Consider the following 15,659-nt stretch of genomic DNA (forward strand, 5'->3'; position numbering starts at 1 on the left):
CGGTATCACGCCGGGTCGGGGTTCGCTCAAGGATTCGCCGACACGCGATCGAGGAATCCCTCGTCGTACTGACACGCGCGGAAGCTCTCGTGGTTGAGCGCGCGACGCAGCAGCCTGAGGTTCGTCACCAGCGGCGCGATGCGCGTCTCCGCGATGACGCGATCGAGCACCAGCACCGCCTCGTGGCGCGTCGGCGCGTAGGTCGTGACCGTCGCCACGACCGGGTCGTGATCGTGCTGCACGCGCGAGCGCGGCTGGATGCCGGTCTCGATGCGCACCTTGCCTGCCGGCGCGGGCGGCCAGCGCACGTCGTCGGCGCGGCCGGGGAAGGGACGACCATCACGGGGATCGGTCGCGGCCTCGATGCGCGCCTGCACCGCGTGCCCGGTCGGCGCGACGCGCGGCACCTCGGGCGGCATCGGCTCGCCGCTCGCGAGGCGGACCTGCACCTCGACGAGATCGATGTTCGCGCACGCCTCGATCACTGCGTGCTCGGGCTGGAGCAGCGGGTGGAAGCCGAGGAAGTAGAAGCTGCCGCGCGCGTCGATGAGGAAGTGCGCGCTGCCCACGCCGCGGAACCGGAGATAGAGCGCGAGATCGATCGCGGCCGCGCCGATCGCGCTGCGCACCGCCGCGCCCTGGCGCAGGGCGTCGATCGCGGGCGCGGGCGACTCGGCGAGCACGCGCCGGTGATCCTTGCGCACGCTGACCTCGCGATCGCCGATCACGACGCAGTTGCCCTGGCCGTCGCCGACGAGCTGCACCTCGACGTGGCGCGGTCGATCGACGTGGCGCTCGACGTAGCAGGCCGCGCCCTCCCACTCGATGCCGCCGATCGCGCGCTCGAGGTCGTCGGCCGACTCGAGCGTCGGCAGCACGGTGGGCTCGCCGAGGCCGAACGCGGGCTTGATCACGAGCGGATAGCCGATCGCCTCGACGTCCTCGCGCAGCTCGCTCGGCTCGCGGATCGGGCGCTCGCTGCCGGGCAGGATGCGCAGCCCCGCGTCGAACGCGGCGTGACGGATCGAGAAGCGATCGCGATAGAGCACGAGCTCCTCGGGGGAAGGCCCGACGAACGCGATGCCCGCGGCCTCGCACGCGCGCGCCAGCGTCGGATCGTCGTCGAGCAGGCCGTACCCGGGGTGCAGCGCGGAGCACCCGGTCGCGCGCGCCGCGCCGATCAGCGCCGCGACGTTCGCGTACGAGTCGCGCACCGGCACCGCGCCGTTCGTGCGTGGCGGGCCGACGCGCACTGCTTCGTCGCACGCCTGCGCGTGGACGCTGTCCTCTTCGCCGTCGGTGTGGACCGTGACCGTGTCCGCGCCGATGCGCCGGCAGGTCCGCGCGACGCGCGCTGCGACCTCGCCTCGGTTGGCCACGAGGATCTTCTCGAACATGCGCGCGCAGCATACGAGCGCGTCGTCGCGTGCGCGAGCGCGCGCGAGGAGTACGGTGCGCCGCGATGCCGGTGCTGATCTCGGTCGAAGGTCTGTCGCGTCCCGCGATGCGCGCGAACGACGTGCGCGCGCGCGCCGAGCGGATGCTCGCGGCGATGCGTCTCGCGGATCGCGAGCTCTCGATCCTCTTGTGCGACGACGCGACGATCCACGTGCTCAATCGCGACTACCGGCACAAGGACAAGCCGACCGACGTGCTCGCGTTCGCGATGATGGAAGGCGCGCAGAGCGGGCACGCGCCCGGCGTGCTGGGCGACGTCGTGATCTCGCTCGACACCGCGGCGCGACAGGCGCGCGAGCACGCGCGACCTCTCGAGGCCGAGGTGACGATGCTGCTCGCGCACGGTCTTCTGCATCTCCTCGGGCTCGATCACCGCGATCGCACCGAGGAAAGGCGCATGACCGCGCGCACCGACCTGCTCCGAGCCGCCGCGAAGCCGCGCCGGAAGGGGTCTCGCGATCGCTCCGGATCGCCCTGAATGGGGGCGAATTCGCTCTTGTGATCACGAATTCGGTGATTTTCGGGGGCTCGTCAGCAAATTGCGCTTGTCAGCCTCGAAAATCGGTGGCATCGAAGGGGCCGACGCGCGGAAGCCCAGGAAAAAGGGGGGTTCCGCGCAAGCGCGGGGAGGTCGATCCCTCGCGAGGTGCACACAATCACTCCGGCTTGATCGCCGTCGACGACGGCGCCCCTGATGTTTGCGGGGAGTTGGGGTGATGTGGGTGCGACCTCGACGGGGAAGGGGTCGGTCCGTCCCGCGATCGGGAAAACCGGTTCCACAGGAGGAAGAGACCATGGCGAAGGCAGAGACCGCTGCGAAGAAGATGACGAAGGCTCAGGTCCTCGGTGAGATCGCGGAGAAGACCGGCCTGTCGCGCAAGCAGGTGGGCGAGGTGTTCGAGTCGCTCCGTGGCCTGATGAAGCGCGAGCTCGGCAAGCGTGGCCCCGAGCAGTTCGAGATCCCGGGCATCGTGCGCCTGAAGATCCGCAAGACCGAGGCGCGCAAGGGCGTGAAGTTCCGCAACCCGGCGACGGGTGAGACGGTCGTCCGTGACGTGCCGGCCTCGCGCAAGCTGAAGGCGCTTCCGGTGAAGGGCCTCAAGGACCTCGTCCTCTGATCGAGCAGTCCATCGTCACTCCATCACGCGAGTGACGTCGACGACGGCGATGAGCGTCGTCGGGCATGCGAGGGGAGCCGCGGATCGCGCGAGCTCCCCTTCTTGCTTTTTCGGGTGTCCGCGCGCTTCGTGCGCTCCCGTCGGGACCCGCGGGACGAGCACTCCGACGACGAGTCAGAACGGGTTCGGCGGGGGTGCGCTGGGGGGCGGCGGTGCGGTCGGGGGCGGCGCGCCCGCGGGGCGCTCGAAGAGGCCGCGGACCAGGCCCGCGATGGTGCGGATCTCCGTGAACCGCACCTGCGTCTCGATGTGCAGCACGTCGTCCTCGACGCGGAAGTCGAGGCGATCGAGCGGGCCGTCGAGGCCGTAGAGCGAGACGATCACGTTCGACGCGGCGGCGCGTGCGCGCTCGGCGAGGCACGTGCTCGCGCCCTCGGCGTCGTCGTGGGTGGCGAACCGCGCTTCGCCGCGCAGGTGGGCTCCGTCGTCGCGCTCGGTCACGCCGACGCGCAGGCGCAGCGGGACCGGGCAGGGGCTGCGACGCACGAAGACCGCGACGTTCTCGACCTCGATCGAGAGGCCCTCGCCTTCGTCCATCGCGAGCAACGCGTCGGCGGGCTCGACGGTGGCGCGTCGCGCGCGTCGTGCGGCGGCGATCGCGAGCACGCGCGGGAGATCGTCGGGGCGCGCGATCACGAAGTGTCGCTCGCCCACCAGCGCGACGTCGCGCTCGATCCCGTCGGGGCTCGGCCATCGCGTGGAGGGCACGCCGGCCTCGTCGCGCCACTCGATCGGCACGCCGCGTCCCTGCGCGAATCGCTCGGCGAGCGCGCGGGGATCGGGCGCGCCCTCGCTGAGGCGTCCCGCGACGACGATGCTCGAGCGCTGGAGGTTCGGCGTCGCGATCAGCACGCGCGAGAGGTCGCGCACCGGATCGACGCCCGACTCGCCGAGCAGCGCGCGCCAGTCGGGCACCACGCGCAGGAGGCTCGCGATGTCCTCGCCGACCGGCGAGCCGCGCACACGATCCATGTCGATGCGCAGCGCGAGCTGCGCGCCGGCGGGGAGGAACGCGACCGGCGCGCCCTCGGAGAGGCCCGGCATCGCGCCATCGACGCCGGCATCGCGACGACGACGGCGCGCGGCCGCGTCGGCGACCACGCCGGCATCGCGCGCCGCGGTCTCGCCTTCGCCGGTCGTGCTCCCGCTCGTCGTGGTGGCGGGCTCGGAGGCCGGCTCGGGCGCGGTCGCGGGCGGCGCGACCTCGACCTCGACCTCGGTCGCCTCGACGAGACCGAGCTCCACCTCGATCGGTGCCTGGAATTCGAAGCCGGTGTCGGGCGGCGCGAGCGCGATGGTCGCGAGCACGAGCAGGCCCGCGTGCAGCGCGATCGACGCGATCCATCCGACGGCCGCGCTGCGTCGCGCGAGCGGATCGTTCATCGCGCCTCCCACGACGCCGGGTTGACCCCGGCCAGAGCACGTGAAAGAAGGGTGCGCTCCGTGGCGTGGCGACGCGCTCCGCGATCGAGCGTGGCGTCGTGCCGCACCAACGAGCGCGCTCCGATCATGGGAGCTGCGAGCTGTCTTTCGCGAACGATGTCACGCCGAAACCACAGCCTGCTCGTCGCGCTCGCGACGGGTGCCTTCGTCGCGTCGGTCCTGATCGCGTGCGGCAGCTCGAGCGAGGAGGGCGCGGACGCGGGCACGACCGTGGGCGCGGCACCACGCGACACCGTCGACTCGGGCAGGCCCGACGCGGCCAGGCCTCCGAGCGGGCCGCCCAAGCGCATCTTCACCAAGCGATTCGTGGTCAACGTTCGTGCCCGGCCCGATCGAGAGTCGCCGCGCATCGGCTACCTGCGGGCGGGCGCCGTGCTCCAGGCGACGACGGCGGACCCCGTGTCGACCGAAGGGTGCCGCGAAGGGTGGTTCGAGCTTACGACGGGGGGCTTCGTCTGCAACGGGCGCGACGTGATCGCGTTCGAGGGACGCAGGCTCCCGGAGCGCAGGCCGGCGCAGCCCGACTGGGAGGAGCCGCTGCCGTATCGGTTCGCGCGCACGCGGCGCGACAACACGCCGATGTATCGGCGGCTTCCGAGCGATCTCGAGGCCGCGGTGTACGAGGGCTATCGCGTGCCGGGCATGCAGCTCGAGCACCTGCCCGACGGCGGCGTTCGTTTCACCGAGGAGGTCGCGGCCGCGCCGGTCGAGATGGGCTCGGAGGAGTCGGCGCCGAGCGCGAGTGAGGTGATCCCCGATCGCGCGGCGCAGCCCGCGGTGGCGCGCGAGCCCGTCGCGCAGGTCGCCGAGGCGAGCGCGGCGGCCGCGGCGACGGCGAGCGGTGAGCCGCCCGACGAAGAAGCGCGGATGGTCACCCTCGGCGATCTGCAGGGCGAGCGTGGTGGGCTGCTGCATCGAAGGCTGGTGAAGGGCTTCATCGTCTCGCTCGATCGCGACATGCGCATGGGCGCGCGGCGCTACTGGCGGACGCTGAGCAACGGGTTCGTGCCCTATCACTCGCAGGTCGAGGTGCGGGGCTCGACGTTCCAGGGCGTGCGGCTGGATCCGCCGGTCCAGGGCGCGGTCGCGACGCCCGAGCCAGCGCCCGAAGGCGCCGCGCCCGAGGTCACGACGACGACGCGGTGGGAGCTGCCGGTTGGGTTCGTGATGTCGAGCAAGGCCGTCTCGTACACGCGGGGACGCGATGGTCGTCCGCGTCGCTCGCGCGCGCCCGGTTATCACTACGCGTTCCGCATCACGGGCCGCGAGACGCATCGTGATCGCGAGTACCTCGTGGGCCACGACGAGCGGCTCTACGAGACGAGCGAGATCCGCATCGTCGAGGCGCACGATCCGCCGCCCGAGGTCGGGCCGGAGGATCACTGGATCGAGGTCGATCTCGGCAACCAGTCGCTCGTCGCGTACGAGGGGCGCACGCCGGTGTACGCGACGCTCGTGTCCACCGGGCGCGTGCGCGATCCCGAAGATCCGCTGCGCGACATGCGCACGCCGACCGGGCTCTTCCGCATCACGTCGAAGCACGTCACGCACACGATGGACGGAGACCACGCGGTCGACGGTCCTTACTCGATCGAAGACGTGCCCTACGTGATGTACTTCCAGCTCGCGTACGCGCTGCACTCGGCGTTCTGGCACGACGGGTTCGGTCGGCCGCGCAGCCACGGTTGCGTGAACCTCGCGCCGCTCGACGCGCGCTGGATCTTCCAGTGGGCGGGGCCCGGTCTGCCCGAGTCGTGGCACGGCTCGTATCCCACCGAGACGCAGCCGGGCACGTGGATCTGGATCCACGGCGAGACGCCCGAAGGCTGACGTCATCGAGGCGATGCGGCGCACGACCTCGCTCGTGCGCATCGTTCCGCGACATCGTTCCCTCGGCCGCCCGCGCGCACGCGCGATGACCCGATCCGGTCCGCCGCGTGCAGACGTGATCGCAGCGTCTACATCAGGCCGAGACGAACGAGGGACGGTCGGGGCTCGGCGCCACGTGTGGCGGCGCGCCTCGCGCCCATCAGGAGATCGGGTGGATCCGCAAGGGAATCGCCGGCTCGCGCTCACGGTCGCGTACGTCGTGTTGGTCACGTTGCTGCTCTGGGTGATCCAGAGCTTCGCGTCGCGACCGCCGCCGCCCCGCAGCGTGCCCTACAGCGAGCTCGTCTCGCTGGTCGAGCAGGACCGCGTCGAGGAGGCGACGGTCCGCGCCGATCGCATCATCGCGAAGCTGCGCGGGCCGGTCGACGCACCGGCACCGGACGCGCCGAGCACCACGCGCACCGCACCGGGCGGCCCGCCGGGCGAGAACGTCGAGCGTGTCTACGCGACGCGCATCCCCGACATCGACGACGCGCCGCTCCTCGCGAACATGCGCGAGCACGGCGTGACGTTCTCCGGCGAGATGCGCGAGGACGCGTGGTGGCAGCCGCTGCTCTTCGGATGGGTGCTGCCCTTCGCGGTGCTCTTCGGCATCTACATGCTCGTGATGCGCCGCGTGACGAAGAACGCGGGGCCGCTCTCGGTCGGCAAGGCGCAGGCGAAGATCTACGACCGCAACGCGCAGGAGCCGGTGAACTTCGAGGACGTCGCGGGCGTCGACGAGGCGAAGGCCGAGCTCGTCGAGATCGTCAGCTACCTCAAGCACCCCGAGCGCTATCGCGCGATCGGCGCGCGCTCGCCGAAGGGCGTGCTGCTCGTCGGTCCGCCGGGCACCGGCAAGACGCTGCTCGCGCGCGCGGTCGCGGGCGAGGCGCAGGTGCCCTTCTTCTCGATCTCGGGCTCCGAGTTCGTGCAGATGTTCGTCGGCGTCGGGGCGGCGCGCGTGCGCGATCTCTTCGAGCAGGCGAAGCAGCGCGCGCCCTGCATCGTGTTCATCGACGAGCTCGACGCGATCGGTCGATCGCGCTCGGGCGCGGGCTCGGGGCTCGCGGTGCACGAGGAGCGCGAGCAGACGCTCAACCAGCTGCTCGTCGAGATGGACGGCTTCGAGGCGGGGAAGGGCGTGGTGATCCTCGCCGCGACGAATCGCCCCGAGGTGCTCGACCCTGCGCTGCTGCGCGCCGGTCGTTTCGACCGGCAGGTCGCGGTCGATCGTCCCGACGTGCGCGGACGTGAGGCGATCCTGCGCGTCCACGTGCGCAAGATCCGCGTCTCGAAGGACGTCGACATCCGCGTGGTCGCGCAGCGCACGCCCGGGATGGCGGGCGCCGATCTCGCGAACGTGGTGAACGAGTCCGCGCTCGCCGCGAGCCGTCGTGGCGCGGCGGAGGTGGAGACGCGCGACTTCGAGGAGGCCGTCGATCGCATCCAGCTCGGCCTCAAGAAGAAGGGCCGCGTGATGACCGAGCCCGAGCGCGAGCGCGTCGCGTACCACGAGGGCGGGCACGCGCTGGTCGCGCTCTCGGTGCAGCACGCCGATCCGGTGCACCGCGTGACGATCATCCCGCGCTCGATCGGTGCGCTCGGCGCGACGCTGCAGCTGCCCGCGGAGGAGCGCTACCTGATGACGCGCAACGAGCTGCGCGATCGCATCTGCGTGATGCTCGGCGGGCGCGCGGCGGAGCTCGTCGCGTTCGACGATCTCTCGACCGGCGCGCAGAACGATCTCGAGCGCGCGACCGAGACCGCGCGGCACATGGTCTGCCGGTTCGGCATGAGCGACGCCCTCGGGCCCGTCACGTACGGCGAGCCGATGAGCGGGCGCTTCCTCGAGATCCCGGGGCTGCACTCGAGCCGCGCGTACAGCGAGGAGACCGCCCGCGCGATCGATGCCGAGGTGCGGCGCATCATCGAGGACGAGGAGAAGCGCGCGCTCGCGATCCTCGAAGAGCGCCGTCGGGATCTCGAGGCGATCGCCGCGCGCTTGCTCGAGACCGAGACGATCGATCGCGACGAGCTCGAGCGCATCGCCGCGCCGCGCCTGCGCACCGGATCGCGACCGCCGCCGCCGAGCGTGCCCGAGGTGCTCGGCGATCCCGGGCACATGAAGCCGGTCGCGTCGAACGGCGACGGACGGCGGTGACGGAACGAACGAGGGCGCCCTGCGGCGCCCTCGTTTCGTTGGAGCTCAAACGATCGTTCGTCACGGACCGCGACCGCTGCGCAGCGCCTTGAGCAGGTTGCGCGCGCCCGCGCCCTCGGCGACGCGATCCTGCACCGGCCTGCCGATCGCCGCGAACGCCGCGCGCTCCTCGGGCGTCGGCCGGTGCACGTCGATGCCGTAGCGCTGCAGGTTCTGGATCAGGATCGGGTCCATCCGGCGCACCGCCGCGCGGCCATCGGTCGTCAGCGTCGTGGGCAGGTTGCCGAGCATCTGCTTGAGGTCGGCGGGCAGCCCGTTGAACCACGTCTGCGAGTACACGACGACGCCCGGCTGGTAGCTCTGCTCGCTCAGGTTGAGGTGGCGCGCGGCCTGGTACCACGACGTCGCGAACGCGAAGAGCGGCGTGTTGTCGAAGCCGTCGACGACGCCGGTCTGCAGCGACGTCAGCACGTTCGTCACGTCGATCGGGTTCGGTGTCGCGCCGAACGCCTCGTAGGTCGCGATGTGCACGCGCGACTCCTGCGAGCGCATGCGCAGGCCGCGGAGATCCGCGGGCTGTCGGATCGGGCGCTCGCGCGTGAACCACGAGCGGAAGCCGTTCTCCGCCCACAGCGCGAACGTGAAGCCCTTCGCCGACACCAGCCGGCCGACCTGCTCGCGCACCGGCGCCGCGTCGAGCGCACGATCCGCCTGCTCGGCGGTGTCGAAGAGGTAGGGCGACTCGATCACGTTCAGCTCGGGCACGACCGAGCCGAGCGCCGCGGTCGATCCGCCGAACGCCTCGAGCGAGCCCTGCGAGACGCGGCGCACCAGCGCCTTCTCGCCGCCGAGCGAGCCACCCATGAAGAGGCGCACCTTGATGCGCCCGCCGCTCTGCGACTCGATGTGGGTCTTCAGCGAGCGCAGCTGTTTCTCCCAGGGCGTGCCCTCGGGTGCGACGGTGCCGATCCGCATCTGGATCGCCTCCGGCGCCGCAGCCTCCTGCGCGTGGGCCTCCTCGCGAGGCGCGAGGGTGACGAAGAACGCGCTGAGCACGAGGGAGAGCGTGGTCAGCGTGATCGCGAGCTTCTTGCGAGTCATGGCGCGCACCTCTCGGTGATCTGGTGAACGACGCAGGCCCGTGGACCCGGATTCAGCGCGCCTCACTCGAAGAGCGAGTCCGCGCGCGCCAGCGCTTCCTGAGCCTTGCGCTGCTCGGCGAGGTTCTCCGCGCGCGCCTCGGGGAGCATGTTCGGATCGCCGTCGATCACGAAGCGCAGCTCGCGCTCGAAGAGCGCGCGGTCCTGCGCCTTCACCGCGTACTCGACCGCGTAGAGCACGTGGCTGCCGAAGTACCCGGGGAAGCGCGAGATCGAGTAGTCGAAGTGCTGCCGCGAGCGCTCGAGATCGCCGCCCGCGTAGGTCGGCGCGACCGCGAAGAACGCGCCGAAGTAGCGATCCGGGCCCGCGAAGAAGAACTCGCGATCGAGCTCGAGCACGCGGGTCATGATCGCGCGGATCTCGTCCTTGTAGGCGAGGAGCGTCGCGAAGCCGTCGCGGCGCGCCCACTTGCCGAGCGCGGCGCTGCGCCAGTAGAGGGCGGGCACCGCCTGCGCGTCGAGGACCGCGAGCGCCTGATCGACGCGCTCACCGGCGCGCATGCGCTCGGCGAACGCGGGCGAGAGCGCCTGGAGCGAGCGCTCCGCCGAGGTGACCGACGCCTGGTACATCGCCGTCGCGTCGGGATCGAGCGTCTCGCCCTGATCGCGGAACGCGAGGTGGCCGTCCGCGAGGAAGTACTGCGCGCGCGCGAGGCGGTGCCAGAGCTGCCAGTCCGTGGGATCGAGCTCGAGCGCCTGCGTCCACGCGTCGATCGCCGCGCGTAGCTGCGCCTCCTCCTGGCGCTGCTCCCATGCCGCGTCGCCGGTCGCGACGAGCTGATCCTTCTGGGATTGCTGCTCGGCCGAGACCGGCTGCGCGCCTTCGGCGGTCGTCTCCTCCCACGCGGCGGTGCGTCCGCCGCCGCCGCACCCGACGCTCGCGATCCCCACGAGCGCCGCCACCACACCGAGCGCGACACCGGACCTGTGCTGCACCATGAGCCCCCTCCGTTCCATCGGAGGTCCCGGATACCAAAGGAATTCTCGCGGTGTCAACGGCGCCTCCGTCCACCTTGTGGGCAGCGTGCGCATCCCATAAGGTCGGGGCGGATGGCCCGCGTTCGCCTCGGCCCGGACACGATCCGCGCGATCCTCGAGGAGGGCGGTTGGCCGTGTCACCGCATCGCCGACGACACGTTTCGCAGCCTCTTCCAGGGAAAGAACGCGAGCTTCCCGTTCTTCGTGCGGATCGATCCCGCGGGCTTCGTGGTGTTCGCGATCGTGCCGTACCTGCGCTCGCCCTCGGACGCCGCGATGGCGGGCAAGCTCTATGCGCGCCTGCTCGAGCTGAACCAGAGCCTCTTGATGGCGAAGTTCTCGATCGACGACGACCTCGACGTCGTGCTCTCGGTCGAGTACGCGGTGGCGGAGCTCGATCGCAGCGAGTTCGACGACGCGCTCGACGTGCTCTCGTATTATGCCGACCGGCACTACGACGAGCTGCGCAAGCTGTGCGCGAGCTCGGACGCGATGGGACGCAGCGGCGTCTGATCGCGGGCTCGCCTCACGCAATCACGACCAGCGATGAGCCTCGCGATCCGACTCGTCCGCGCCCTCTGGGTCTTCGGGCTGATCTTCCTGAGCTACATGAGCCAGCTCGCGCTCACGTCGCTGCTCGGCGAGGACGTGCGCGACACGAACGGGCGCGAGACGCGGCGCGTGCCCGCGTGGCTGCACGAGCGGCGCAAGCGGCTCGACGCGAAGAACGCGAAGCGCCTCTACGAGGGCATGGTCCGGCTGCGCGGCGTCTTCATCAAGCTCGGCCAGGTGCTCTCGATCACCGGCGGGTTCCTGCCGCGCGTGTACACGAAGGAGCTCGAGCGGCTGCAGGACAAGGTCCCTCCCCGCGACTTCCAGGAGATCCGCAGCGCGTTCGTCGAGAGCCTCGGGCGCACGCCGGAGGAGTGCTTCGCGCGCATCGACGCGGCGCCGCTCGCGGCGGCGTCGCTCGGTCAGGTGCACGTCGCGTGGATGAAGCCGGGCGAGGGCGAGACCGAGGGCCGGAAGGTCGCGGTGAAGGTGCTCTATCCCGGCATCCGCGACGTGATCCGGATCGACATGAAGGTCATCTGGCTCGCGGTGCAGGTCTACAAGCAGTTCGTGCCGGTCGTGGGGCTCGACCGCGTGCACGCGTCGCTGCTCGATCTGCTCGCGCGCGAGACCGACTACCTGCACGAGGCGCGCGCGATGGAGCGCATGGCCGCGAACTTCGCGCGCGAGAAGGACATCTTGTTCCCCGAGGTCGTGCACGAGCTGACGACGCGCGACGTGCTGACCATGAGCTTCATGGACGGGATCAAGATCAACCAGGTCGACGCGCTGCGCGCCGAGGGGATCGATCCGAGCGCGGTCGCGACGCGCTTCGTCGAGGCGACGTACAAGATGATCTTCGTCGATCGCTTCTTCCACGCGGACCCGCACCCCGGGAACTTCCTCGTGCAGAAGGGGCGCACGCCGCGCAGGCCGAAGATCGTGGTGCTCGACTTCGGCGCGGTGAGCGACGTGAAGGACGATCTCGTCGACGGGATGATCGACGTGATCGGCGGTCTGCTCGAGGGCGACGGGCCGAAGCTCCTGAAGGGCTTCTACCAGATGGGGTTCGCGAGCCGCGAGGCGAACCACGAGCTGCTCGCGAAGACGGTCTACACGTACTTCGAGAAGCTGCTGCGCGTGAAGCAGCGCACGCCGGGCGCGCTGATGCGCGCGAACGTGAAGGAGCTCGAGACGCTCGTCGATCCCGAGGTCGCGCGCGAAGAGCTGCGCGAGCTGATGCGGAGCGTGGAGTACCCGGAGGGCTGGTTCTACGTGGAGCGCGCGGCGGTGCTGGCGTTCTGGCTCGTGGGGCAGCTCGATCCCGACGTGGACGCGATGCAGGTCGGCTATCCGTACGTGATGCCGCTCCTGGAGAAGCGTCGCCGCGAAGAGCAGGGTGGCGAGCGCGAGCCCTCGGAGCCTCCGCCGAGCGACGAATAGCGGCGCGGGAACCTCCGGTCGCGCGCGCTGTCCGTCCGCCGACCACGAGGTGATCGAGATGGGTGAGACCTCTCCGTCGCGGCTTCCCGGCGCGATGACGGCGGCGATGCGCGCGGTGCGCGCGAGCGTTCCAGGCGAGACGTGGGCACGCGTCGCGATCGTCCGCGATCGCACGATCGTGGAGCAGCGATGGGTCGCGCCCGGTGACGCGCTCACGTGGGGACGCACCGAGCGCGCGGACGTGGTGGTGGCGAGCGCGGCGCACGAGGTCGCGCCGCTGATCGCGTGGGACGAGGGTGCGCACGCGATCGTCGGCGATGCGCAGATCACGGGGCGGGTGTCGTGGCGGGGCGAGGTGATCGCGCTCGAGGGCGAGGCGCGGCGCGTCGTGATCGAGCACGGCGCGCGGGCGCGGCTGGTGCTCGGGGACTCGATCGAGGTGCTGATCGAGATGGCGCCGCGGCCGCCCCAGCCGCGACGTGCGCCGCTGCCGCGATCGGTCGTCGGTGCGCTCGGGCTCGACGAGCGCTTCACCGCGATCGCCGTGGCCTCGCTGGTGCTGCACGCGACGGTGGTGACGGTGCTCGCGGAGCGCGACTGGCCGGCGCCGAGCGGGCTCGACGCGGAGCGGATCGCGATGATCGTGTTCGACGAGCCCGAGCTTCCTCCGACGGTGATCGACGCGGTGGCCGATGCGCGCGACGTGACGCCCAGCGACGACGTGAGCGAGGGCGAGGCCGAGACCGCGAGCCCGTCGAGCCCCACGCCGCGCGCGCCGCGGCCGAGCGCGCCGTCGCGCGAGTCGCTCGAGGCGATGCGCGCGGAGATCGCGACGCAGATCGATGCGACGCTCGGTGCGATCGGCGAGGGTGGCGCGATGCGCGATCTGCTGCGCGACGGCGCGCCGATCGCTTCGGAGTCCGAAGTGATGGGCCTGGTGCGCGGCGAGGAGCACGCGGGGCTCGCGCCGCGCGCCGGAGACGTGCCGGCGATGCGCGAGGGCGGCGGGATCGAGGCGCTCGCGCGTGGGTGCGAGGGGTGCGGCGACATCGCGGTGCATCGGGTCGGTCCGGTGCGCGAGGGCGATGGCGCGCCGATGGAAGAGCGGCGCGTGCAGGTCGTCGCCCAGCCGATCGAGGACGACGGGCCGCGGCCGGGCTTCGATCCGCGCGAGCTCGCGCGCGCGATGCGCGGTCGGATGGGCGCCGTGCGCGCGTGTTACGAGCGCGCGCTGCGGGACGAGCCGACGCTCGCGGGGCGCATCGACGTCGACGTGCAGGTCGAGCGCGTGGGCACGCTGAGCGACGTGCACGTGCGGGAGGGATCGATCGGCGACGACTCGTTCCACGGGTGCGTGGAGCGCGCGGTACGCGCGGTGCGGCTGCCGAGCGGGCCCGAGGACGGACCGGCGAGTGTGTCGTTCCCGTTCGTGTTCGCGCCGCAGGGATGATCAGCGAGCCGCGCCGCGGCGGGCGGGCGGCTCGCCGGCGAGCAGCGAGGGGGGCACGTCGACGCCGGCGGCGCGGAGGCGCTCGATCGCCCAGCGCTCTGCTTCGGCGACGCCGGCGAAGGTGCCCATCGGCGTGGGCGGGGTCCACAGCCAGAGCAGCGCGGTGAGCGCGGCGCGCAGCGGCGCGGAGTCGACGACGTTCGCGGAGCCGACCTGGAATTGCGACTGGCCTTCGCGCACACGGGGCAGGTTCATCACGTCGGCGAGGCGCTTGCGCACCACGGCGTCGGGCACGCGCGAGACCGGCCTGATGTCGCAGACGAGCACGAACTTCTGGCGCCGCGCGAAGAGGCGCTCGAGCCCGCTCTGGAGCGCCTCGGCAGCGCGCAGATCGAACGCGCTCGGGCAGCGCAGGGTGACGAGCGGGAACCTGTTCTCCTCGAAGTGGAGCTCGGACATGCCCGCGTAGGGTAACGCCGGACGCGAGCCGGGTCAGTCCTTCGGCGCGCCGGCCTTGCGCAGTCGATCGGCGATCGCGAGGCCGAGGCCGCGCTCGTCGTCGGGGAGCACCACGATCGCGCGCTCGAAGCCGCGCTCGTCGATCGCGCGGAGGCTCTGGTAGAGGGTGCGCGCGCGGTCGCGCGGATCGGCGGGCACGTCGATGCGCTCGACGGAGTCGGGCAGGTCGAGGGCGAGGGTGGGCGGCGCGAGGAGCGCGATGAGGGTCGAGGCTTCGCGCGCGAGCTCGTGGGCGCGTCGTGACGCGTCGCTCGGCGCGACGGCGATCACCTTCGCGCGAGGCGCGTAGTGCGACGCGAGCATCCCGGGGGCGCGCGGTGCGTCCTCGCCCGCCATCGGCACGGGTGCGCCGAGGATCTCCTCGAGCGCTTCGCGCGAGATGCCGCCGGGACGGAGGATGCGAGGCACGCCGGTCGAGACGTCGACGATGGTGGACTCGATGCCGACCTCGCAGGGACCGCCGTCGAGCACGGCGTCGATGCGATCGCCGAGATCGCGCTGCACGTGCTCGGCGGTGGTCGGGCTGACCGAGCCGAAGCGGTTCGCGGAGGGCGCGGCGATGCCGGCGACGCGATCGAGCAGCGCGCGTGCGAGCGGGTGCGCGGGGACGCGGAGGCCGACGGTGGAGAGGCCACCGGTGACCGCGTCGAGGGCGCGGGGGCCGCGCTGCAGGATCAGCGTGAGCGGACCGGGCCAGAGCACGTCGGCGAGGCGTCGCGCGGCGGGCGGAACGTTCGCGGCCCAGCCCTCGTCGAGCGCGTCGGCGGAGCGCAGGTGGACGATCAGCGGATGCGAGGTGGGCCGCCCCTTCGCGGCGAAGATGCGCGCGACCGCATCGGGCTGCTCGGCATCGGCGCCGAGGCCGTAGACGGTCTCGGTGGGGATCGCGACGAGCTTGCCCTCGCGGAGCAGCGTCGCGGCGGTGTCGACGTCGACGGGGAGGGCCACGGCACGGGGCTGGTGACACGGGGAGAGAGAGGGAGCCAGGGGCGGGGTCCGCGTCCGTGTCGGCGTCCGCGTCCGTGTCGGCGTCCGCGTCCGTGTCCCCGTTCCGGGCTGGTCGTTGGTCGGGTGGCATCGAATTGCCATGAGAAACCATCGGATCGGCGCCGTCGGTGGGCGTCGAGGGTCTGGACCACTCCGGAGCGCCTCGTCGCGGTGCTCGGGGCGACCAGACCACCGGCGATCGCCGCGCCGGGGTGGTGCGCGATGGTCTCAACCACGAGCGACCACCTCGTCGGGGTGGTCGGCGAGGGGTCCAACCACCGGCGACCACCTCGCCTCGGCGGTCTCGGGCCACCAGACCACGGACGACCGCCTCGCCGCGGTGGTCGTCGACGGTCTGGACCTCCGGCGACCGCCTCGTCGCGGTGGTCGCGAGTGGTTCGGAGGCTCGCGACCGCCTCGTCGCGGTGGTCGCGAATGGTTCGGAGTGCGCGACCGGC

13 protein-coding genes are annotated in these 15,659 nt (G+C 71.8%); 7 read left to right on the plus strand and 6 right to left on the minus strand.

The genetic code is table 11. The features are described from left to right. Positions 1–26: 26 nt before the first annotated feature. Entirely contained in the window at positions 27–1,397 is a 1,371-nt protein-coding gene (locus I5071_RS09210) for a biotin carboxylase N-terminal domain-containing protein (protein WP_236605040.1), read from the minus strand. A 65-nt stretch (positions 1,398–1,462) separates the two neighbouring features. On the opposite strand from I5071_RS09210, the gene ybeY reads away from it, so the two are divergent. Then, positions 1,463–1,936 carry an rRNA maturation RNase YbeY gene (gene ybeY, locus I5071_RS09215; protein ID WP_236605041.1) on the plus strand — a complete coding sequence of 158 codons (474 nt, stop codon included), beginning with the start codon at positions 1,463–1,465 and terminating at the stop codon, positions 1,934–1,936. 316 nt (positions 1,937–2,252) lie between these two features. Then, positions 2,253–2,576 carry an HU family DNA-binding protein gene (locus I5071_RS09220; RefSeq protein WP_053234694.1) on the plus strand — a complete coding sequence of 108 codons (324 nt, stop codon included), beginning with the start codon at positions 2,253–2,255 and terminating at the stop codon, positions 2,574–2,576. A gap of 174 nt (positions 2,577–2,750) precedes the next feature. Here the strand turns inward: I5071_RS09220 and I5071_RS09225 are convergent, their stop codons facing one another. Beyond that, complete coding sequence (locus I5071_RS09225; RefSeq protein ID WP_236605042.1) at positions 2,751–4,019, minus strand: hypothetical protein; 1,269 nt, start codon at positions 4,017–4,019, stop codon at positions 2,751–2,753. A gap of 156 nt (positions 4,020–4,175) precedes the next feature. On the opposite strand from I5071_RS09225, the gene I5071_RS09230 reads away from it, so the two are divergent. Both I5071_RS09230 and ftsH read left to right on the plus strand, forming a co-directional pair. Next, positions 4,176–5,909, plus strand: coding sequence for a L,D-transpeptidase (locus I5071_RS09230; protein WP_236605043.1), 1,734 nt, complete (start codon positions 4,176–4,178; stop codon positions 5,907–5,909). Positions 5,910–6,120: 211 nt separating this feature from the next. Continuing rightward, positions 6,121–8,112 carry an ATP-dependent zinc metalloprotease FtsH gene (gene ftsH / locus I5071_RS09235; RefSeq protein ID WP_329611139.1) on the plus strand — a complete coding sequence of 664 codons (1,992 nt, stop codon included), beginning with the start codon at positions 6,121–6,123 and terminating at the stop codon, positions 8,110–8,112. Between the two features lie 60 nt (positions 8,113–8,172). On the opposite strand, the gene I5071_RS09240 is transcribed toward ftsH, so the two are convergent. Together I5071_RS09240 and I5071_RS09245 are read right to left on the minus strand one after the other, a co-directional pair. Beyond that, positions 8,173–9,213, minus strand: coding sequence for a TRAP transporter substrate-binding protein (locus I5071_RS09240; RefSeq protein ID WP_236605044.1), 1,041 nt, complete (start codon positions 9,211–9,213; stop codon positions 8,173–8,175). A gap of 62 nt (positions 9,214–9,275) precedes the next feature. Then, on the minus strand, positions 9,276–10,211 hold the full coding sequence (locus tag I5071_RS09245) for a TRAP transporter TatT component family protein (RefSeq protein ID WP_236605045.1): 936 nt from the start codon (positions 10,209–10,211) through the stop codon (positions 9,276–9,278). A 111-nt stretch (positions 10,212–10,322) separates the two neighbouring features. Here I5071_RS09245 and I5071_RS09250 point away from each other — a divergent pair, with 111 nt between their 5' ends. The 3 genes from I5071_RS09250 to I5071_RS09260 are packed head-to-tail and all read left to right on the plus strand — an operon-like array spanning position 10,323 to position 13,695. Then, positions 10,323–10,763, plus strand: a complete 441-nt coding sequence (locus I5071_RS09250) for a YbjN domain-containing protein (RefSeq protein WP_236605046.1) — start codon at positions 10,323–10,325, stop codon at positions 10,761–10,763. A 33-nt stretch (positions 10,764–10,796) separates the two neighbouring features. Beyond that, on the plus strand, positions 10,797–12,245 hold the full coding sequence (locus I5071_RS09255) for an ABC1 kinase family protein (RefSeq protein WP_236605047.1): 1,449 nt from the start codon (positions 10,797–10,799) through the stop codon (positions 12,243–12,245). 58 nt (positions 12,246–12,303) lie between these two features. After that, positions 12,304–13,695 (plus strand): AgmX/PglI C-terminal domain-containing protein, encoded by a 1,392-nt coding sequence (locus I5071_RS09260; RefSeq protein WP_236605048.1) that lies wholly within the window; start codon positions 12,304–12,306, stop codon positions 13,693–13,695. Here I5071_RS09260 and I5071_RS09265 read toward each other — a convergent pair whose 3' ends face one another. Together I5071_RS09265 and I5071_RS09270 are read right to left on the minus strand one after the other, a co-directional pair. Next, positions 13,696–14,154 (minus strand): hypothetical protein, encoded by a 459-nt coding sequence (locus I5071_RS09265; protein WP_236605049.1) that lies wholly within the window; start codon positions 14,152–14,154, stop codon positions 13,696–13,698. A gap of 33 nt (positions 14,155–14,187) precedes the next feature. Next, positions 14,188–15,162, minus strand: coding sequence for an L-threonylcarbamoyladenylate synthase (locus I5071_RS09270; RefSeq protein ID WP_236605050.1), 975 nt, complete (start codon positions 15,160–15,162; stop codon positions 14,188–14,190). Positions 15,163–15,659: the final 497 nt, after the last annotated feature.

It is taken from the genome of Sandaracinus amylolyticus, assembly GCF_021631985.1.
Classification (GTDB): domain Bacteria; phylum Myxococcota_A; class Polyangia; order Polyangiales; family Sandaracinaceae; genus Sandaracinus; species Sandaracinus amylolyticus_A.

Excerpts from the sequence above, each read along its gene's own strand:
- I5071_RS09210 (WP_236605040.1), bottom strand. The coding sequence starts at position 1,397 with ATGTTCGAGAAGATCCTCGTGGCCAACCGAGGCGAGGTCGCAGCGCGC.
- ybeY (WP_236605041.1), top strand. The coding sequence starts at position 1,463 with ATGCCGGTGCTGATCTCGGTCGAAGGTCTGTCGCGTCCCGCGATGCGC.
- I5071_RS09220 (WP_053234694.1), top strand. The coding sequence starts at position 2,253 with ATGGCGAAGGCAGAGACCGCTGCGAAGAAGATGACGAAGGCTCAGGTC.
- I5071_RS09225 (WP_236605042.1), bottom strand. The coding sequence starts at position 4,019 with ATGAACGATCCGCTCGCGCGACGCAGCGCGGCCGTCGGATGGATCGCG.
- I5071_RS09230 (WP_236605043.1), top strand. The coding sequence starts at position 4,176 with ATGTCACGCCGAAACCACAGCCTGCTCGTCGCGCTCGCGACGGGTGCC.
- I5071_RS09240 (WP_236605044.1), bottom strand. The coding sequence starts at position 9,213 with ATGACTCGCAAGAAGCTCGCGATCACGCTGACCACGCTCTCCCTCGTG.
- I5071_RS09245 (WP_236605045.1), bottom strand. The coding sequence starts at position 10,211 with ATGGTGCAGCACAGGTCCGGTGTCGCGCTCGGTGTGGTGGCGGCGCTC.
- I5071_RS09250 (WP_236605046.1), top strand. The coding sequence starts at position 10,323 with ATGGCCCGCGTTCGCCTCGGCCCGGACACGATCCGCGCGATCCTCGAG.
- I5071_RS09255 (WP_236605047.1), top strand. The coding sequence starts at position 10,797 with ATGAGCCTCGCGATCCGACTCGTCCGCGCCCTCTGGGTCTTCGGGCTG.
- I5071_RS09260 (WP_236605048.1), top strand. The coding sequence starts at position 12,304 with ATGGGTGAGACCTCTCCGTCGCGGCTTCCCGGCGCGATGACGGCGGCG.
- I5071_RS09265 (WP_236605049.1), bottom strand. The coding sequence starts at position 14,154 with ATGTCCGAGCTCCACTTCGAGGAGAACAGGTTCCCGCTCGTCACCCTG.